At 40.0% G+C, this 20,092-nt stretch carries 17 protein-coding genes and 1 pseudogene; 14 read left to right on the forward strand and 4 right to left on the reverse strand.

The features are described from left to right. Window positions 1-63: 63 nt before the first annotated feature. From MUA90_RS01330 to MUA90_RS01340, 3 genes are all read left to right on the forward strand, one after another. On the forward strand, window positions 64-1,698 hold the full coding sequence (locus tag MUA90_RS01330) for an ABC transporter permease (RefSeq protein WP_262588778.1): 1,635 nt from the start codon (window positions 64-66) through the stop codon (window positions 1,696-1,698). 3 nt (window positions 1,699-1,701) lie between these two features. Further along, window positions 1,702-2,346, forward strand: coding sequence for a metallophosphoesterase (locus MUA90_RS01335; protein ID WP_262587860.1), 645 nt, complete (start codon window positions 1,702-1,704; stop codon window positions 2,344-2,346). 382 nt (window positions 2,347-2,728) lie between these two features. Further along, window positions 2,729-3,928, forward strand: coding sequence for a Fic family protein (locus MUA90_RS01340; RefSeq protein ID WP_262587862.1), 1,200 nt, complete (start codon window positions 2,729-2,731; stop codon window positions 3,926-3,928). A 60-nt stretch (window positions 3,929-3,988) separates the two neighbouring features. On the opposite strand, the pseudogene MUA90_RS01345 reads toward MUA90_RS01340, so the two are convergent. The 4 genes and pseudogenes from MUA90_RS01345 to MUA90_RS01360 all read right to left on the reverse strand — a co-directional run bounded on the left by MUA90_RS01345 (window position 3,989) and on the right by MUA90_RS01360 (window position 9,485). Then, window positions 3,989-5,575: pseudogene (locus tag MUA90_RS01345) on the reverse strand (BCCT family transporter). A 108-nt stretch (window positions 5,576-5,683) separates the two neighbouring features. After that, window positions 5,684-6,112: a very short patch repair endonuclease gene (locus tag MUA90_RS01350; RefSeq protein WP_262587863.1), complete on the reverse strand. Its 429-nt coding sequence runs from the start codon at window positions 6,110-6,112 to the stop codon at window positions 5,684-5,686. 50 nt (window positions 6,113-6,162) lie between these two features. Continuing rightward, window positions 6,163-6,858, reverse strand: coding sequence for a response regulator transcription factor (locus MUA90_RS01355; protein ID WP_114604347.1), 696 nt, complete (start codon window positions 6,856-6,858; stop codon window positions 6,163-6,165). Continuing rightward, window positions 6,855-9,485, reverse strand: a complete 2,631-nt coding sequence (locus MUA90_RS01360; RefSeq protein WP_262587866.1) for a sensor histidine kinase — start codon at window positions 9,483-9,485, stop codon at window positions 6,855-6,857. Before MUA90_RS01360 ends, MUA90_RS01355 begins: the two co-directional genes overlap by 4 nt. Before the next feature lie 170 nt (window positions 9,486-9,655). Here MUA90_RS01360 and kdpF point away from each other — a divergent pair, with 170 nt between their 5' ends. The 11 genes from kdpF to MUA90_RS01415 all read left to right on the forward strand — a co-directional run bounded on the left by kdpF (window position 9,656) and on the right by MUA90_RS01415 (window position 20,080). After that, a complete protein-coding gene (gene kdpF / locus MUA90_RS01365; protein WP_105994417.1) occupies window positions 9,656-9,736 on the forward strand; it encodes a K(+)-transporting ATPase subunit F in 81 nt (26 codons plus the stop codon). Window positions 9,737-9,760: 24 nt separating this feature from the next. Continuing rightward, window positions 9,761-11,440 (forward strand): potassium-transporting ATPase subunit KdpA, encoded by a 1,680-nt coding sequence (kdpA, locus tag MUA90_RS01370; RefSeq protein ID WP_262587868.1) that lies wholly within the window; start codon window positions 9,761-9,763, stop codon window positions 11,438-11,440. Between the two features lie 33 nt (window positions 11,441-11,473). After that, a complete protein-coding gene (locus MUA90_RS01375) occupies window positions 11,474-13,495 on the forward strand; it encodes a K(+)-transporting ATPase subunit B (RefSeq protein WP_262587870.1) in 2,022 nt (673 codons plus the stop codon). A gap of 12 nt (window positions 13,496-13,507) precedes the next feature. Beyond that, a complete protein-coding gene (kdpC, locus tag MUA90_RS01380; RefSeq protein ID WP_262587871.1) occupies window positions 13,508-14,071 on the forward strand; it encodes a potassium-transporting ATPase subunit KdpC in 564 nt (187 codons plus the stop codon). Between the two features lie 12 nt (window positions 14,072-14,083). Continuing rightward, on the forward strand, window positions 14,084-14,239 hold the full coding sequence (locus MUA90_RS01385; protein WP_162912203.1) for a hypothetical protein: 156 nt from the start codon (window positions 14,084-14,086) through the stop codon (window positions 14,237-14,239). Between the two features lie 704 nt (window positions 14,240-14,943). Next, window positions 14,944-15,810: a patatin-like phospholipase family protein gene (locus MUA90_RS01390; protein ID WP_262587874.1), complete on the forward strand. Its 867-nt coding sequence runs from the start codon at window positions 14,944-14,946 to the stop codon at window positions 15,808-15,810. Window positions 15,811-15,825: 15 nt separating this feature from the next. Further along, window positions 15,826-16,506: a thiaminase II gene (gene tenA, locus MUA90_RS01395; protein WP_262587876.1), complete on the forward strand. Its 681-nt coding sequence runs from the start codon at window positions 15,826-15,828 to the stop codon at window positions 16,504-16,506. A gap of 152 nt (window positions 16,507-16,658) precedes the next feature. Then, complete coding sequence (locus MUA90_RS01400; RefSeq protein ID WP_232168104.1) at window positions 16,659-17,231, forward strand: biotin transporter BioY; 573 nt, start codon at window positions 16,659-16,661, stop codon at window positions 17,229-17,231. Continuing rightward, window positions 17,212-17,883 carry a dethiobiotin synthase gene (gene bioD / locus MUA90_RS01405; protein ID WP_262587879.1) on the forward strand — a complete coding sequence of 224 codons (672 nt, stop codon included), beginning with the start codon at window positions 17,212-17,214 and terminating at the stop codon, window positions 17,881-17,883. Before MUA90_RS01400 ends, bioD begins: the two co-directional genes overlap by 20 nt. After that, window positions 17,880-19,238 carry an adenosylmethionine--8-amino-7-oxononanoate transaminase gene (bioA, locus tag MUA90_RS01410; protein ID WP_262587881.1) on the forward strand — a complete coding sequence of 453 codons (1,359 nt, stop codon included), beginning with the start codon at window positions 17,880-17,882 and terminating at the stop codon, window positions 19,236-19,238. Before bioD ends, bioA begins: the two co-directional genes overlap by 4 nt. Window positions 19,239-19,342: 104 nt before the next feature. After that, window positions 19,343-20,080, forward strand: a complete 738-nt coding sequence (locus tag MUA90_RS01415) for an acetoacetate decarboxylase (RefSeq protein WP_114604356.1) — start codon at window positions 19,343-19,345, stop codon at window positions 20,078-20,080. Window positions 20,081-20,092 lie beyond the last annotated feature (12 nt).

Below are 20,092 nucleotides of genomic sequence, written 5' to 3' on the forward strand. Positions count from 1 at the left end.
GAGTAATAGAAAGTGAAAGAACCGCATTCAAGTTTTGCTGAAAGCCGAGGTATAGCACAAAGTATGAATCGCCTGCTTGCGATTGTTATTTTAGTGTGTTTAATTGTCATGCCTTTATGCATGATTTTGATTAAAGGTTTTATGCCGAGTGCTGAAGCGGGATTTCTAGATAATATAAAACAATTAGTTCAAGCAGACAATTTAAAGATATTGTGGAATTCTATCATTTTGGGACTTGCGGTCGTTGTCCTTTCTACGCTGATCGCATTGCCTTTAAGTTTCATTATGGTAAAGACTGCATTAGCACGTCATCAATGGCTGGATATATTAATTATGATTCCATTTATGACACCGCCGTATATCGGTGCGATGGGATGGATGCTGACAATGCAGCACAATGGCTTACTAGAACAGTTGATTCCAGGTATTGATAAGGTCACGCCGTTGTTCTTTTCATTCTTTGGGATGGCATTGATTATGAGTTGTCATTTAGCACCTTTCTTGTATGTCATTCTTAAAAAGGCGCTATTAAATCTTCAACAGTCTCAAGAAGAGGCCGCATTAATTTACGGCGGCTCATTTATGTATCGTTTTCGCAGAGTGATGCTGCCGATGTTTGTTTCTGGCTATAGTATGGGCGCTTTATTAGTCTTTGTGAAGACCATCGGCGAGTTCGGTACACCGGTCACAATGGGGAATCGTATCGGCTATGCTGTATTAACTTCTGAAATTCATCATAGCGCATCGATATGGCCGATAGACTTTCAACATGCCGCATTATTGTCTTCGCTCTTATTAGGTGTCAGTATGACCGTTTGGGCTTTTCAAACATGGTTTCAAACACGTACTGCAGTTGCTGGAGACAGTGGCAAAGGCAGAAAGACGATGCAGCAGTCTAAAAGCAAATGGGATAGTCTCCTTTACGGTATTGTAGGGCTATTGTTATTCATGATGATTGTGATGCCTTATGCCAGTATTATTGTAAATGCCTTTGTGAAACAGTTATCTAGAGGATTAAAACTGCATAATATTACCTTAGAAAACTTTGTATTAGTTTTATCAGGCAATGGCGGTATTGCACTGTTGAATAGTGTCATGCTGGCTCTAGCAGCCGCAACTATTGCGAGTGCATTAGGATTATGGTTTGTTTTAGCATCTGAACAAACAAAAGCCAAAATACCATGGAGCAGTAAGTTGATCGACTTTTTTAGTTTATTACCGAATACAGTACCAGGCATTATTGTAGTGATAGGTTTGATACTCTTTTGGAATAACGCTAATAACCCGATACCTGCGTATAATACGATTGCGATATTAGTGATTACGTACACTGTGCTTTATATTCCGTATGCCGTTCAAAATATCAAGAATGTGAATCAAACTATTGGCAAGAATTTGATGGAAGCGGCTGATATGAGCGGCAGTACAGGCTGGACACGCTTTAGAACGATTAAGTTTCCATTATTATTACCTGGCATTATTTCAGGATGGATTTTAATCTTTTGTATTTCCATGCGTGAACTTGTCGGTTCATTAATGTTGAGGCCGCCGAATACAGATACATCTGCGACTTATATTTACCGACAATTCGAACAAGGCGAATCGGCACAAGGGATGGTCATGGCCTTATTATCTGTCGGTATTACGTCAGTCATTCTTATTTTGATGGATATTTGGCAGAAGAGAAGGGAGCGTTAAGTATTGCATAAGAGATTATTGGCCGCTTCAGACATTCACGGCCATGGCGCATCCTTAAAACTGCTCTTAGACAAAGCACAATATAACCCAGGAAATGATCAACTGGTATTATGCGGAGACTATGTTAACAAAGGACCGGATTCTGAAGGTACGTTAGCCTTGATTCAACAGCTCCAGCAAGATGGCGCCATTGTCTTGCTCGGGAACCACGAATTGCAGTGGTTAGCTGATATGCAGCATATTGAACAAGCCATGCATCATAAACTGGCTATGACTTATCAGCGCCTCCAACAAGATGGACGCAAATTAAAATGGCGGCCGCTGATTGAATCATTCCAAACTTACTATGAGACAGCAGACTATCTCTTTGTTCATGCAGGTATCGCACCGAATATTCCTATCACATCCCAAACACCTGTACAATTGACCGGGTTCTATCATAATGCCTTTGTTAATTATATCCCTGGCAAAATAATGATACACGGTCATGTACCTACCTTCAGGAAAGTAAATCAAAAAGGCATCATCTATAAAACAAAAGACGCCATTAACATAGATACAGGGGCAGGGCATGGCGAATATTTAACATTATATGATGTGACGAATGATAAACAATATAGGGTAAAGTTAAAAAAGGTATCAATTTGAGATACTTTGAACTCATGTTATACTAAACAAAAAATTGGAGGGCTTATCATGGCAAAAATCAGCCAAAGACAAGCAATGCAAATCGGCAAAATCGTTTTTCGTATTGTGCGTAAAATCATGAATGATCGTAAAGGTCGTCGTTAATCTCATAAATGATATATCACCCGCTCATTTCAAACTCAGAAGTGTGCGGGTGATTTTTCTATTTCACCGCAAAAAGCAGAAACCATTATGAAAAAAGGGGCAATTTTTTTCGGAAAGGTATTAAAATTTTGATGCATTATGAAAAAAACAGCCCTTTTTTTCGGAAAGGTGTATAATAATAAAAAATCGTATAGAGGTGGTAATTTTGAAATACAAGCCCTTGAAGACAATATTCCATATGGAAAATGAACAAAAATGTAATGAAGCTTATCAAAGCAGATTGAATCATTACGCTACAATTACTTTTGAGATTGCCATTCACCCTATAAGAGATCAAAAACAACTGCTTGATGTGAAATATCCTTTGTTTATTTGTATGACTAAAGAAATACTAAGTAAAACTGATGAAATCTACCGCAATGCATTAAAAATCGAAAGACTGACACATCGATTGCCTAACATCGCACTGCGCTCATATGTTCGCAAGTTATTATTAAATGAACTGCAAGGTACCAACGAAAAAGAAAATATCAAAGTTTCTAAAAAAGAGTTGGCATACATACTTAATAATCCACAGACAATTAAACAAAATAAACGCTTTATCGGACTAGTGAATCAATACAAATTATTAGGCGATCCGGACATATTAATAGAACAAGTTGAAGATTTCAGAAAGGTCTATGATGCACTTTTATCTAATGATATTGAAGCGGATAATCAACCTGACGGCCAATACTTTAGAGCGAAAGGGATTGGTGTGCATGATACATCTAGAGGTAAATGGCTTCACAGAAATGAATATGATGAGCAGGCAATCCATGAATTTTTAGAAAAGCTGTTGAATATTTTGTGTGATAAGACGCTGCCTGATTTGGTAAAGATAATGGCAACGCATTATATGTTTGAGTACCTCCATCCATTTTATGACGGTAATGGACGTTTAGGGCGATACTTGTTGGCAAAGTTGTTGCATGACAATTTAGATGAGTTATCTGCATTAACGTTTTCATATACTGTAAATAGAAATCGCAAGGCATATGACAAGGCTTTTGAAGCAACATCTGAATATTATAATAAAGGTGATATGACATGCTTTGTATTAAGTATGTTTGATTTACTGATTAAAGGACAGCAGCGTACATTATTTGAACTCAATCAAAATCTTGAGCTTTTAAATAAGTTGTATAAAGCGTTGCAAAAAATGGGGTGTGAAAAAGAGGAAAGACAGTTCTTCTTTGTATTGCTGCAAGACAAAATATTCGGTACACAGTATTCCCGTTTGAGTTTAATTGATTTAGCTGATGTATTGAAGATTTCAAGACCGACGCTTAATAAGCTGATTCAAAAGCATGAAAATGTATTAATCAAGCTACAGTCTAGACCTGCAGTATATGAACTAGACGATGCATTCATTGAGCATTTATCAGCTCAAGAATAAAACTAAATTAATGAATAAACAGCGCTTCCACTGGTTTTTAGTGAAAGCGCTGAATTTCTTTTATTTATTATTTTGAGAAGATGTTTTGTCAGAAGTTGAATGCAGGATTTCTGAACGGTTCACTTTAGGGGCTAAAGTTAATCCTAAAGCTTTACGTTCTCTGTTAGCATCTTTATAGAATGAAATGGTCATTAATATGACTACAATACTGAATGGGAGAGCTGAGATAATCGCCGCTGACTGCAAAGCATCTAAGCCTGTTTCGCCGCCGGCTAATAATAAGACGTAGGCGATAGCTGAAAGTGCAAGTCCCCAAACAATTTTAACGAAGCCTGCAGGTGTTAAATTACCGTAAGATGTCTGCATACCTAAAACGAAAGTTGCGGAATCGGCAGAAGTGATAAAGAATGAACCGATTAATGCAAGTGCGACAATGGATAGGATAATACCCATAGGCAATTCATTAAAGATACCGAACAGTTGTGTTTCTGGCGGCAGCTTGAAGATTTCTTTATGCTCTTGTCCAATACTAATACCTGTTAAGCCGAATACACTGAACCAGAAAATACTGATAACTGTAGGGACAAGCAGTACAGCAATAACGAATTCTCTGATAGTACATCCTTTAGAAATACGTGCGATGAAGACACCGACGAAAGGACTCCAACTCATCCACCAGCCCCAATAATAGACAGTCCATGTCTGCATCCAGTCATGCTTTTGCTTGTTTAACGGTGCAGTATCTAAACTGTTGAAAATCAATGTATTTAAATATTCACCTGTGGCAGAAGTCATGAGGTTCATAATCAGTAATGTTGGACCTACAATAAGCAAGATAGCGAATAATATTGCGGCCAGCAGCATATTCAAGTTGCTTAAGAACTGAATACCTTTGCTTAATCCGCTCCATGCACTGTAGAGGAACAACACTGTCACGACTGCGATAATAATCCCTTGAACTAACTTATTGTTCGGAATATTAAAGAGGTAGTTCAAACCTCCGTTAATCTGCATTGCGCCGACACCTAATGAGACTGCTACACCGATAATCGTCGCAAAGACTGCCAACACATCGACAATTGCACCTGGTGTGCGGTCGACACGATTGCCGAGCAGCGGGCGCAATGTAGTAGAGATCAAACCGACTTCGCCTTTACGGAATTGGAAATAAGCTAAAGATAAAGCCACAATACCGTAAACGGACCAAGGGTGGAAACCGTAATGTAAATAGCTTGCACGTAATGCATCCGCAAGTGCAGCTTTGGTTTCAGCCTTTGCGGTAGGCGGTGTTAAATAATGCGAAATAGGTTCAGAAGCGCCGTAGAACACCAGTCCGATACCCATCCCGGCACTAAATAACATTGCGAGCCAAGATACTGTACGAAACTCAGGTTTATCAGTGGGTTTGCCCAATTACAATTTGCCGATCGGGCTGAAAACTAAGAAGACACAGAAGATGAAAATACCAAAGAAGATAAGCATGTAATACCAGCCGAAAGTTTCGGTAATCCATGCACCGAGTGCACCTGAAACGTTACCGAATTGGTCTGGGAAAACCGCCCCGATTAAGACTAAGAAGCCGACTAAAATCGAGGCATACGTAAATACCGGAGAAAATGTTTTTTGTTTATGTGTTGTATCTTTCAATTGTTTAGCACCCTTTCTATCTTTGATTATTAAACAAAGTAAAGACGTTATACATACTATCATAGTCCACTGCTAAGTCAAAAAGCGTCACGTCAGACGACACAACGCTTATTTCTCAGCTTTATTCTCTTCAATCGCCTTTTTGATTTCAGCGATACATGCATCCATATCTTTGAAGACTTCGTGTTTTTCCCAAAAGCGCAAGACGGTGTAGCCCATGTCTTTGAGCTGTTGTGTGACTTCTTGGTCGCGTTCCATATTGCGCTCGATTTTCGGTATCCAGTAATCACGATGGGTATGGATACGTTTTTGTTTTTGATTTTCCCAATCATAGCCGTGCCAGAATTCTCCGTCCACAAAGACTAGTACATTGTATTTAGTAATGGCTATATCTGGTTTGCCTGGAAGTTTCTTATAGTTTTTGAAGTAACGGATGCCCTCATGCCATAACGCTTTTGCGAGTTGTGTTTCTGCTTTGCCTCCGGTTGCGCGAATCTTAGACATCATTTTTGAACGATAAGCTTTAGATTCTGTCATGCTGCATCACCTCGCTTATAGTGTTCCCGTTCTCGGCTATGGTTATGCTGCTAAGTGAGATGCATCATTTGGTAGCCGATTCTCGGATGTGTTTGAATCAGCTTTTTATCATTGTATTCGGAAGCATCAATCGCAAGTTTCTTTCTGAGCGAAGCCATATGGACACGTAAAGCCGCCATTTCAGTTTTATTGACATAGCCATAAAGTGCTTTTAACAGTGTTTGGTAGGTCAGTACTTTGCCGACATGATGGCTTAAGACATCCAGCAATTGGAATTCGTTAGGTGTCAGACGGACTTCTTGTCCTTCTATAAAGACCGTTTTAGCGTTGAAGTCGACATAGAGAGGACCGTTTTCGAAGCGGTCTTCGATTTCTTCGTTGCGGTTATACATCCGCAAGACCACACGAATACGTGCACGCAATTCATCAATACTGAAAGGTTTAGTCATATAATCATTGGCACCGCGGTCTAAGGCTTCGACAATGATATGTTCTTCATGTCTTGCACTGATGACAATAATCGGTATATCTGATTCTTTACGGATATTATGAATGACATCTAAGCCATCCATATCCGGCAATCCTAAATCTAATAGAATCAAATTCGGATGTTCTGTACGGATTCTGAAATCGACTTCTTTGCCTTGTTGGGCTTTGACGACTTTATAATAGTCCATGGTTAAAGACACATCGATCAGATGCAGTATTGATTCATCATCTTCTACAATCAATACGGTTGTATTCATGGTTCCACCTTCTCACTTTGGTTGATAGGTAATGCAAAATAAAAGATACTGCCATGCGGCTGATTTTCTTTATAATGCAGCTGACTGTTGTGCTGCTTGAGAATCAGCTGGACTAAATAGAGTCCTAACCCTAAACTATCTTTCTTATTATCTTTAAAGTAATCTCCAGAATAATAAGGTTCAAAGATTAATGCACGTTCTTTCTCATGAATACCGACGCCATTATCATACAGCGCAAATTCAATGCGCTCTTCCTTTTGTACGACTTTTAAAGTCACTGGCTGACTGGCTTGTGCATGTTTAATCGCATTATCTGTCAGATTGAACAGGACCTGCAAGATTAATTTACTATCGATATCGATGAGTTCAATAATATCTTCTGCTTCAATCTGAACTTTTCTGCTTTGGTGTCTGCGCCCCAAACCTTCTTCATATTCTTCAATTAATTCATCTACAAGGTAAGGATAACGCAAGACTTTGATTTCAGAGCTCTCTAACTTCGTTAAAGATAAGATGTTGCTGACGAGGGTGTGAAGATATTGTGCCTCTTCATACGATGCACTCAGCAGCTGATCTGACTCTTGTGCTTTCATATTATCTCTATGATACAACATCATATCCAAGTTGCCGATAATCGAAGTAAGCGGTGTTCTGATGTCATGCGAAATAGAGTGCAAGAAGTTAGAACGTGTCGTTTCTCGTTCCGCTTTAATCATAGATTGCCGTGTTTGTTTTAAGAGATACACATTCTCTACAGCCAGGGTCAAATCATTAATCATCGACTCTAAAATAGAGTTGTCATAAGCATCTACTTCATCTGTGTCTGTGAAATGAATCGAGATAATGCCTTTTACCGGTGCGGTACCGATAGGGATACACATGGCTTTACTGCCAGGAAATGTATCGGTTAGCCGGCCGGCACGTTTTTCATTTTCAATCACCCAATCTAAAGTTTCAGTATCTGACAAGTGTTGTATATCTTTTGAGCCGAAGGTCGCTTGAGACACAATCCGTTGTTGTTTCACTTCGAATGCTGTGACGGTTTGATTGAGCAGCTGATGGATCTGTTCAGCAGAGACATTCAGTAATTGTTCAATAGTATAAGACTGTTTAATCGTCTGGTTGAAGTGCAGCATTGTATTCGTACGGTAGAGCTGGCGTTCTGTCAAAGTGTGCTGATACTTTAAATTCTTCAACAAAGCACTCGTCAATAAACTCGCAAAGATACTCGTCGCAAAAGTAATCGGATAAGCGAAGCGATACATCTCTAAAGTAAAGCGCGGTACGGTAAAGAAATAGTTGAAGACAAACACATTTAAAATCGAAGCCGCAAACCCTATGAGATAAGACTGTGTCCAAATCGATAATATGATAATCCCGATGAGGAACATCAAGAGAATAATCGTACTCGACTCGCTTTTATCAAAGGAATAGACCCACATACCGATTAAGACGCAAAGTGTTTGAATGACAATCATTTTGAAAATATCAATCGACCATCTCGTTGTCGGCGCAGTATTGGTTTGAAGCTTAGGTTTAGGCTTGGTGCGTACATACTTAATCGGAATAATTTCTATCTTATAATGATGCGGCTGTTCTGTCAGTGCATCTAATAATGACTTCTTAAAGTAATCCTTCCATTTTGGTCGTTCTGCTTGACCTAAGACCAGTTTTGTTACATGTGCATGTTCGCACCAATGATTAAGTTCTGAAGCAATGTTTTGTGCATACAGCACTTTGATTTCTGCACCTAATGATTTCGCAAGCATTAAATTTTTATGTGCATGGTGTCCCGGCTGCTGGTCTGAAGACTTCTCAAAGATATCAATATATATCGCGGTGAATCTCGCATGTTCTTTGTAGGCTGCTCTGCGCGCTTCTCGGATGACGCCTTCATTATAAATACTGCCGCTGACTGCCACTGCGATATGCGGTGTGACGTCTGTATGTTTGGTTTTATATCTTTGTTCCTTCTGACTCATAATATCTGCGACAGTACGTAAAGTTAATTCACGCAGCTCTGTTAAGTTTTCATACGTAAAGAAATGCGAAAAAGCAGTTTCCAAACGTTCTTTCTTATACACCTTTCCAGCTTTCAATCTTTGTATCAGCAAATCTGGAGAAATATCGACCACTTCAATAGCATCTGCCGACATAATGAATTGATCAGAGACCCGTTCCTTTACTTGAACGCCTGTCATTAAGGAAATCTGTCCGCTTAAGCTTTCTATATGCTGAATGTTGATAGTCGTCCATACATCTATACCTTGGGCTAAAATTTCTTCAATATCCATATAACGCTTCAAATGCCGATTCTTTGAGACGTTGGTATGGGCGAGTTCATCAATCAATACAATATCCGGCTGTGCTTCGATAATCGTATTAACATCTACATAATTAAACGTATGACTGCCGAATTGATGCGAACGTGTTTCGATTTGCGGCAGCTGTTCAGCCAAACGGCTGGTTTCAATTCTTTGGTGCGGTTCAATATAACCGATTTTAATATCAATACCGTCATGATAGGCATCAATACCATTCGATAACATTTCATATGTTTTTCCTACGCCTGGGCTGTAGCCTAAATATAATGTCAGCTTGCCGCGTTTGATGGACTCTTCTTGCATTCTGACTCACCACGCTTTTGTTTATTTTATCTATAGTATATACAACTTTTGACAGACCTCACGTCTTTGTTCTTCATCTTTATAACTTCTTTATAACTTTCCTGAAACGTTAATACTTCCGTTATACATTGCTTGGTAAACTTTGGCTTGAAAGTAAGGAGGGACGACAAATGGGAGGAGTACTTGTCGCGGTGATTATCGCGCTTATTGTGTATTTATGCTATGCGCTGTTGTACAGTGAAAAATTTTAATTAATGAAAGAAGGTCAGTTTGAGATGAGTATCGTTATCTTTATAGGTGTCTTCATTGCGTTGACATACATCGTCAGCAGATATCTCTATTCTGTCGCACTGGTGACACCCTCAAAAATGGATAAAGTATTTCAGCCGATTGAACATGTGATCTACCGCATTATCGGCACAAAGCTTGAACATATGTCAGGCAAAACTTACATTAAACACTTTTTAATTGTGAATGGGTTGATGGGTTTAATTTCATTTTTATTCTTATTAGCTCAGCAATGGCTGTTTTTAAACCCGACCCATAATATGAACCAATCCGTATCACTTGCCTTTAATACTATGGCATCGTTCTTAACCAATACGAACTTGCAGCACTATGCAGGTGAAACAGGTTTGACGTACTTAACACAAATGTGTGTCATTACTTTCTTAATGTTCACATCTGCAGCATCTGGTTATGCGGTATGTATTGCGATGTTAAGACGATTAACAGGCGTGACGGATGTCATCGGCAACTATTATCAAGATATGACGCGCTTTATTTTACGCGTACTGATTCCGTTTGCGTTTATCATCAGTTTATTCTTAATCAGCCAAGGCACACCGCAAACGTTAAAAGGCAATTTGGTCATCGATACACTTTCTGGTGTAAAACAAACGATTGCCTACGGTCCGATGGCTTCCTTGGAATCGATTAAACACTTAGGTACGAACGGCGGCGGTTTCTTAGGTGCTAACTCGTCTACACCGTTTGAAAACCCGACTTATTGGTCTAACTATGCGGAAGCATTAAGCATGATGTTATTACCCGGGTCATTAGTATTCTTATTCGGACGTATGTTGATGAAAGATAAAGCGCATATTCATAAACATGCATGGATGATTTTCATCGCAATGCTTGCGATGTTTATCGGCTTTTTAAGTTTATGCTTATTCGCAGAATATGCAGGCAATCCGATCTTGCATCAATTAGGCATTGACGGCGGCAATATGGAAGGGAAAGAAACACGATTCGGTATCGGGCTTTCTGCACTCTTCACAACGATTACGACTGCCTTTACAACTGGAACAGTCAACAACATGCATGACAGTTTGACACCGCTTGGCGGTTTAGTACCGATGGTACTGATGATGCTGAATGCTGTGTTCGGCGGTGAAGGTGTCGGACTGATGAACATGATTATTTATGTGATGTTAACCGTATTTATCTGCAGTTTGATGATTGGGAAAACACCAAGTTATTTAGGCATGAAAATTGAAGGCAAAGAAATGAAATTAATCGCGCTATCATTCTTAGTGCATCCGCTGCTGATTTTAATCTTCAGTGCACTTGCCTTTGTGGTACCGGGCGCACAAGACACGATTACAAATCCATCGTTTCACGGTGTATCGCAAGTGTTGTATGAATTTACATCTTCTTCTGCGAACAATGGTTCTGGCTTTGAAGGTTTAGGAGACGATACAACATTTTGGAACATTTCTACAGGGGTAGTGATGCTGCTGGCACGCTTTGTTCCGATTGTGCTGCAACTGTTAATTGTTTCAAGTCTAGTCAGTAAGAAGACGTATCAAAACCAGCATCAAGATGTACCGATCGACAATGTCTTTTTCAGTGCGGTACTGATTATCTTTATTATCTTGTTAAGCGGTTTGACATTCTTGCCGGACTTATTGCTTGGACCTATCGGAGAACATTTATTACTGCATGGATAACCATGACGATGAAGAGATAAGGAGGAACATACGATGGCACAATCCGCTCAAAGTATGCAAAAGGATTTGATGAAACAAGCCTTTAAAGAAAGTTTCGTCAAAATGAATCCTAAATATATGATTAAGAACCCGATTATGTTTGTAGTTGAAGTAGGAATGGTTTTGGCATTTATTTTGATTTTTGTACCAGATTTATTTGCACAAGAATCTGTATCGCGCCTTTATCTGCTCAGTATCTTTATCGTTTTATTACTGACAATTTTATTTGCGAACTTCTCAGAAGCACTCGCAGAAGGCAGAGGGAAAGCACAAGCCAATGCATTGCGCCAAACGCAAACCAATATGACTGCACGCCGTATTCAATCTGACGGCAGTTACGAAACGATTGATGCATCTGATTTAAAGAAAGGGGATATCGTCCGTGTTGAAACGGGAGAACAAATCCCGAATGACGGCACAGTCATCAAAGGTATTGCGACAGTCGATGAATCGGCAATTACAGGGGAATCTGCGCCTGTCATCAAAGAATCCGGCGGCGATTTCGACAATGTTATCGGCGGTACAGTGGTCGCATCTGACTGGCTGGAAGTCGAAATTACATCTGAACCTGGTCATTCGTTCTTAGATAAAATGATTGGACTGGTTGAAGGTGCAACACGTAAGAAAACACCGAATGAAATTGCATTGTTTACGCTGTTGATGACCCTGACAATTATTTTCTTAGTGGTAATTTTAACGATGTTTCCGCTTGCGAAGTTCTTACACTTAGATTTATCTATCGCGATGCTGATCGCATTAACAGTCTGCTTGATTCCGACAACCATCGGCGGCTTGCTTTCTGCGATCGGTATCGCCGGAATGGACCGTGTCACACAGTTCAACATTTTAGCGAAAAGCGGGCGTGCTGTAGAAACATGCGGTGATGTCAACGTCTTGATTCTAGATAAAACTGGAACAATTACTTACGGCAACCGTATGGCAGATGCTTTTCTGCCTGTAAAGACATGCGATTATGAACGTTTAGTCAAAGCAGCTTATGAAACATCTGTCGCAGACGATACGCCTGAAGGCAAAAGTATCGTTAAACTCGCATACAAAGAAGGCATTGATTTACCGCAAGAAGTCGGCGAATATCAGCCGTTCAAAGCAGAAACACGTATGAGCGGTGTCGTCTTCAGTGATAGAGAAGTCTATAAAGGTGCACCGAACAGTATGTTAAAGCGCGTAAAAGATGCTGGCGGTACGATTCCGCCGGATATCGAAAGTATCGTGAAATCTGTCTCTAAAAAAGGCGGTACACCGTTAGTGGTAATCGAAAATACAGAAATCTTAGGGGTCGTTTATTTAAAAGACGTGATTAAAGAGGGACTCGTTGAACGTTTCCAGGCTTTACGCAACATGGGGATTGAAACAGTTATGTGTACCGGAGACAACGAATTAACAGCCGCAACTATTGCCAAAGAAGCAGGCGTTGATCGCTTTGTGGCAGAGTGCAAACCAGAAGATAAAATCAATGTTATCAGAGAAGAACAAGCCAAAGGCCATATTGTCGCAATGACGGGGGACGGTACGAATGATGCACCGGCACTGGCTGAAGCGAATGTCGGGCTTGCGATGAACTCTGGAACAATGAGTGCCAAAGAAGCCGCGAATTTAATCGACTTAGATTCTAACCCGACAAAACTTATTGAAGTGGTGATGATCGGCAAACAATTATTGATGACACGCGGTTCATTGACAACGTTCAGTATTGCGAATGATATTGCGAAATACTTTGCGATTCTACCGGCAATGTTTATGGCTGCAATGCCGCAAATGCAGCACTTGAACATTATGCAGCTGCATTCTCCGGAATCAGCGGTATTATCTGCACTGATCTTCAATGCATTGATTATTGTATTGCTGATACCGATTGCGATGCGCGGTGTAAAATTCAAAGGCGCATCTACACAAACGATTTTAATGAAAAATATGCTGGTCTATGGGCTTGGCGGAATGATTGTACCGTTTATCGGTATTAAACTCATAGATTTAGTCATTCAATTCTTTGTATAGGAGGCAATTGCCATGCATGTATTCAGAAATAGTTTAGGACTGGTCATCATGATGCTGCTGCTGTACGGTTTTATCTTTCCGTTAGCAGTAACCGGGGCAGGACAAGTACTCTTTAACGAACAAGCCAACGGCAGTCTGGTAAAGCAGGATGGTAAAGTGGTCGGCTCGAAATTAATCGGCCAACAATGGACAGAAGCGAAATACTTCCACGGCCGTATCAGTGCTGTGGATTACAATATGGATGAAAAAGCAGTCAAAGAAAACGGCGGACCGGCTTCAGGCGGTTCCAACTTCGGCAATACGAACCCTGCATTAAAAGAACGTGTTGAACAAACTATCGATAAAGAAGGCAAAGGGCTGCCTGTAGATGCAGTGACTGCTTCAGGTTCAGGTTTAGACCCGGATATTACGGTTCAAAATGCGAACAGACAAGCAGAACGTATTGCTAAAGAACGTAATATTTCACCAGATAAAGTCAAACAAATTATTGAACACCACAAACAAACGTCGCCTATGGCAGACCCATATGTGAACGTCTTGAAAATGAATATCGCATTAGATCAATTAAAGGCATAGGAGATGATGCATATGTGGATAATCAGTACGCTGATCTTATTTATCATAGTCCTCATTTTAGTCATTGATGATTTAAGAAAGACAGATGATCTGCACGCAAAGGATTACGAGCTGGAAATGATTGAAAAAGGCTTGATTGCTCAAAAACAATACTTTGACGAAAGATAAACGCACTTACATCAAAGGGGGTGGTGCTTTATATGTGAGATGAGATTTTATCGTACTGTGCAAAGCACAGTAAAGGAGGCGATGATGTCCTGATAAACGCTTGATAGGAAAACATACTGAACAATACCTAACATCCAAACTGTTCAGACAACCTATAAAGATAACACATTTTTTCAGTGCATAAGACTTCATGTTCCTCCCCTAAAAAAGCATGAAGTCATAATCCCAAAATAAAAATAAACTTGTTATGAAAGTAAACTCTATTCAATTCTATCCAATCCTTACAGCCGGTACGCTGCTAAAACAGCTGCCGGCTGTTTCTTGTACACTTAAGCATACATAACTGTTTAAAAGTAAAGCAGATAAAAAGACTGGGCAGGCAATAAAACGACTTAGGCACTAAGCCCCAAAATCAACTGTAATAGGATTATACTCGCCTTATCCAAAAGCGGAGGTGAACTTCATGTTAGAAAGTATCATTGCGATTATTAAACAAATTGTTGCACAATTCATTTCTGGCGGAAAACAAGACATTCATTAAGCTTTTTGTTCATTACGGTCGTCTTACTGATTTCAGTAAGGCGGCTTTTTCAATTATTAAGGGTTGAGAAATAGGGTAGAGGAAACTTAAGCGTAATATTGCAAGTTTGTACGTATGCATGTAAGAGACAACCTTAAATTGTTGAATGAAAGTAGTGATAGATATGGATAAGTCAGCTTTAGTACTTGGCGGCGGCAGTCATTATGCGATAGCTTGGCAGATTGGCTACTTGAAGGGGATGTCAGACTGCGGCATTGAATTAAGAGATGTGAAAGAAGTAGTGGGAACTTCTGCAGGGGCGCAAGTCGGTGCATTGATCACCTCTGATTTGCATTGGAATACGATATGGGAAGAACAAATCGAACAGCCGATTCAAGAAGATTCACCGCTGGCAGACGAAGCCATGGCACAGCTGCAGCAAAAAATAAGAACGATTGCACAAGACGCAGAAACTGAGACAGCATGGGTAAATGGATTAAGCACTTTATCCAAGGCTGCACACCCTGACATCACACAAGCAGAGCGTTTTGAAATGATTCGCAAGCGTTTAGGCAGTGCGTCATGCGAAACATGGCCGAAAGCCCTGCATATTGTAACAACGGAATCAGAGACCAATGCACGTCATCTGTTCTCTTTTGATGAAGGAGAAGATTTGATTAAAGCAGTCACTGCCAGTTCTGCTTTCCCGGGTGTTTGGGCACCGGTTGAGATGAACGGCAGACATTATTATGACGGCGCCTCATATTCTGCAGAAAATGCAGACTTGGCAAAAGATGCCAAAACGGTAGTCATTTTAGCTGCGGATTTGCCGATTGCCTATCCTTATGCTTTAGATGAATTAGTGGATAAGATGCGTGTTAAAGGACAGCGAGTACGTGTAGTGACACCGGATAAGCATGTTAAACAAATATTAACAGACTTTAAAGAAAATGCGATGAATCCTAAACTTAGGACTAAGATTGCTGAAGCAGGTGCGAAACAAGGTTATAATGATGTGGATGCTATGTACCAATTTTGGAATCAACATTAATGAGGAGGTAGAACAGTGACACAATTTACTGATCGATTGTATCAACGCGTTGAGCCTATTTGGGCATCTTATATGGAACATCCTTTTATCAAAGGATTGGCAGATGGTTCTTTGGATGAGGAGAAATTCAAACATTGGTTAAAACAAGATTATATTTACTTAATTGAATATGCACGCTTATTCGCAATCGGTGCAGCAAAAGCAACCGATTTAACGATGATGTCGACATATGCACAATTAATGGACGGTACGTTGAATACCGAAATGAATCTGCATCGCAACTATGCCAAATCATTCGGCATCAGCGAATCAGAATTAGAAGCGACAGAGCCTGCCGAAACAACAACGGCTTATACAAGTTATATGCTGAATATGGCGCAAATCGGCGGTGTTGAAAATGTCATTGCGGCTATTTTGACGTGCACATGGAGTTACAACTATATCGGCTTGAAACTCGATGAACAAGATGCCGCAAAAGATCACCCGCTGTATCGAGAATGGGTAGATATGTATGCATCAGAGGAATTTACACAATTCAAAGAAGACTGTGTACAATTGATGAATCAAGTGACAGAGGGACGTACAGAAGCGGAACTTCAAGCTTTAGAAGATATCGTCGTACGTACAAGTTACTATGAATATAAATTCTGGGACATGGCAGAACATCTTCAAAAATGGGATGTCCCGGTAAAATAAAACAAAATAGTTTTAATGATGACTCTTATGCTCAATGGCTGACGCTGTTGAGCATTTTTTTTGCATGTTGTTACGACAAGCAACTTTAAATGTAAACTAAATAATAAAATAAGTTTACATTTAAGAAACAGAGTACTAAAATAACTTTTGAGGTGATTAACATCAAGACAAGAGATTTAGTATTTATCAGTTTATTTACAGCACTTACGATCGTTTCAAGCATGCTGCACTTTACATTAGGGCCGATTCCCTTCTCGCTTCAAATTGTCACTGTCTTTATTGTGGCGCATTTGTTCAGTGTGAAAATCGCATTTTGGAGTCAGGCTTTGTATGTGGTGATGGGCTTGCTCGGGCTGCCGATCTTCGCAAGCGGTGGAGGGCTTTTTTATGTAATGAAACCGACGTTTGGATTCTTAATCGGTTTTGTCGTTGCGGCTTTAGTGATGGCCATACTGAAACAAAAATGGACACAACGCAATTTTGTGACAACGTTTCTGATTAATTTAGCAGGAACTGTGATTATCTATGTGTTCGGATGTGTTTATTTTTATTTCATTATGAATTTTGTATTACATACACCGATAACAGCAAGTCAGACTTTCAGCGGAATCGTCTTGCTCAGCGGTCCTGGAGACATCATTTTAGGTGCGGTATCAGCGGTATTGATTTTACGTTTAGAGAAAGTAATGAAAGGAGCTGGCATTCGTGAAGGTCTTCATCACTAGTACAGGTACAGATGCAGGCAAGACTTATGTGACTTTATTGCTGTATCGTGCTTTATCAGCGCATGGTTATCATGTCGGTTTGTATAAACCTTTTCAAACCGAAGAACAAGCAGACGGGACGTATCCTGACTTAGAAGCATATCGCAAAGTCAGCGGTTTAGATTATGAGACGACTTCGTTGTATCGTTTCCATGAACCGGTATCTCCGCACTTAGGATTTAAATTAGAACCCCATCAGCAACTCAACAGATCAGCTGTCATAGAGAAAGCCGATCAGCTTGCGGCACACTTTGATGTGGTGCTGATTGAAGGTGCAGGCGGTCTAGGCGTACCGATTTATCAAGACCAAGATACATTTTACATGACCGAAGATTTAATCAAAGATACTGCAAATAAAGTGATTAGTGTGGTACCGTCTCAACTCGGTGCCATCAGCGATATCATTATGCATCAGTATTATTTAACAGCGCATCATTTACCAGAGAATATTTTGATTATGAATCGTTTCAGTACTTCTATGATTGCTCAAGATAATTACGAAACATTAACCCGATATTTAGCACGCCCTATCTACACATTAAGCGAAGGGGCAGAAGTCCGAGAAGTGTCTGAGGCCCTGATAGAAACTATAATGAAAGGTGAAGTGTCATGAATAAACAAGCATTAATTCAAGCAGACCGTGATTATGTCTGGCATCCGTTTACGCAAATGGGTGTGTACCGCGAACATGATCCGATTATTATTGAACGCGGAGAAGGCAGTTATTTATATGATATTGATAATAATGCCTATTTAGACGGTTATGCCTCTTTATGGGTCAATGTCCATGGGCATAACCATCCGAAATTAAATCAAGCAATTACAGAGCAACTAGGAAAAATTGCCCATTCGACGTTGCTGGGCTCTTCTAATGTACCTTCGATAGAACTTGCGAAGCGTTTAGTTGAAATTACGCCAGAGCGATTACAGAAAGTCTTCTATTCTGATACAGGCAGTGCCGCAGTGGAAATTGCGATTAAGATGGCGTATCAATATTGGAAGAATTTAGATGCAGAACGTTACGCTGAGAAGAAGAAATTTATTACGCTGAAGAATGGATATCACGGCGATACGATCGGTGCGGTCAGTGTCGGAGGAATTGATACGTTCCATGCGATTTTTAAAGATTTAATCTTTGAGAATATTCAAATCAGCTGTCCGTCTTTATTCCAATCAGAGTATGAAACAGAAGCGGCGTTAGTTGAAGGTTTAGTAGAGGAAATCAGAACTGTCTTAGAGCATCATGGCGATGAAATCTGCGGCTTTGTGTTAGAACCTTTGATTCAAGGCGCGACAGGAATCTATGCCCAACCGCCGCATTTTATCAAAGCAGTGGAACAACTTTGCCGAGAATATAATATCTTATTGATTGTGGATGAAGTAGCGACAGGTTTTGGCCGTACGGGAACGATGTTTGCGTGTGAACGTGCAGATGTGAACCCGGACATTATGTGTCTTGCAAAAGGTATCACAGGGGGATACTTGCCGCTGGCCGCAACGATGACTTCTCAAGCTGTGTATGATGCCTTCATAAGCAATCGCCACGCAGATAAAACATTCTTCCATGGCCACACATATACTGGCAACCCTGTCGTATGTGCTGTGGCGATTGAAAGCTTGAATCTGTTTGAAGAAACACATTTAATCGACCATATCAGTAAGACATCCGCGTTACTAGAAGACAATCTGAATGCTCTTAAAACATTAGATTATGTCGGGAATGTCCGCGGTTACGGTTTGATGTTCGGTGTAGAATTGGCAGACCCGTCAGATCCTGCACAACCGCTTGCGATTCCAACGGTGGAACGCATCATTCAAACGTGTAAGGAAAATGGTTTGATGATTCGTAATTTAGAAAATGTAATTACCTTTGTGCCGGTCTTGAATATGAGTTTATCTGAGATACAAAAGATGACAGATATCTTTAAAGCCGCATTAGCGCAAGTATTAGAAAACCAAACCGTTTAAAGAATAATTCTGTACATAAATGCCGTAATCTTTCGTTTAGATTGAATCCGCTTGATAAAGTCTATAAGGTTAGAGTAGATAGAGAAAATCAAGGAGGAAGTTGCGTGAATAAAAAAGAATTATTCGATATGGCGTCTACACCTGTCAATGCGCCGACGTATTCTAAAGTAGATGTGCATTTTCGAAACCGCGAATTTTTAAACATTGTATATAGAACAGATATAGAGAAATTGAAAGCTGTAGTACCGGAGCCGTTAAAGGTGACAAGTGATTTAATTAAATTTGAAGTCATCGATATGCCTGATAGTACAGGACTTGGCTCTTATACAGAATGCGGACAAGTGATTCCGGTCGAGTATAACGGTGAACAAGGCGAGTATTACTTAGCGATGTATTTAAACAACCAGCCTGCGATTGCGTTAGGCAGAGAGTTGTCGACGTTCCCTAAGAAATACGGCGAACCAAGACTTTATGTCGATAATGACACATTAGTCGGTACATTGGATTATCATTCATTACGTGTGGCACAAGCGACGATGACGTATAAATATCATCCGATTGAAGAAGCGGAAGCAAAAGAGCTGATTACAAAACCAAGCTTTATGCTGAAACAATTGCCGAACTATGACGGGACACCTAGAATTTTAGAAATGACACGTTCTCAAATTACAGATATTCAAATTAAAGAAGCATTCAGAGGCGATGCACGCTTGCAACTATTTGAACATGTCAATGCACCGTTAGCAGACTTCCCAGTCAAAGAAATCGTAGATGCACAACACATTCTTGCAGACTTAAGATTAGGCAAACCAGAAGTTGTACATGATTATTTAAATGAATAATAAATAGATTAG

It is taken from the genome of Staphylococcus sp. IVB6181 (assembly GCF_025561445.1).
GTDB lineage: Bacteria > Bacillota > Bacilli > Staphylococcales > Staphylococcaceae > Staphylococcus > Staphylococcus simulans_B.

Coding starts and splice junctions, on each gene's coding strand:
- MUA90_RS01330 (WP_262588778.1), top strand. CDS start 64: ATGAATCGCCTGCTTGCGATTGTTATTTTAGTGTGTTTAATTGTCATG.
- MUA90_RS01340 (WP_262587862.1), top strand. CDS start 2,729: ATGGAAAATGAACAAAAATGTAATGAAGCTTATCAAAGCAGATTGAAT.
- MUA90_RS01350 (WP_262587863.1), bottom strand. CDS start 6,112: ATGACAGAATCTAAAGCTTATCGTTCAAAAATGATGTCTAAGATTCGC.
- MUA90_RS01355 (WP_114604347.1), bottom strand. CDS start 6,858: ATGAATACAACCGTATTGATTGTAGAAGATGATGAATCAATACTGCAT.
- MUA90_RS01360 (WP_262587866.1), bottom strand. CDS start 9,485: ATGCAAGAAGAGTCCATCAAACGCGGCAAGCTGACATTATATTTAGGC.
- kdpF (WP_105994417.1), top strand. CDS start 9,656: ATGGGAGGAGTACTTGTCGCGGTGATTATCGCGCTTATTGTGTATTTA.
- kdpA (WP_262587868.1), top strand. CDS start 9,761: ATGAGTATCGTTATCTTTATAGGTGTCTTCATTGCGTTGACATACATC.
- MUA90_RS01375 (WP_262587870.1), top strand. CDS start 11,474: ATGGCACAATCCGCTCAAAGTATGCAAAAGGATTTGATGAAACAAGCC.
- kdpC (WP_262587871.1), top strand. CDS start 13,508: ATGCATGTATTCAGAAATAGTTTAGGACTGGTCATCATGATGCTGCTG.
- MUA90_RS01385 (WP_162912203.1), top strand. CDS start 14,084: ATGTGGATAATCAGTACGCTGATCTTATTTATCATAGTCCTCATTTTA.
- MUA90_RS01390 (WP_262587874.1), top strand. CDS start 14,944: ATGGATAAGTCAGCTTTAGTACTTGGCGGCGGCAGTCATTATGCGATA.
- bioA (WP_262587881.1), top strand. CDS start 17,880: ATGAATAAACAAGCATTAATTCAAGCAGACCGTGATTATGTCTGGCAT.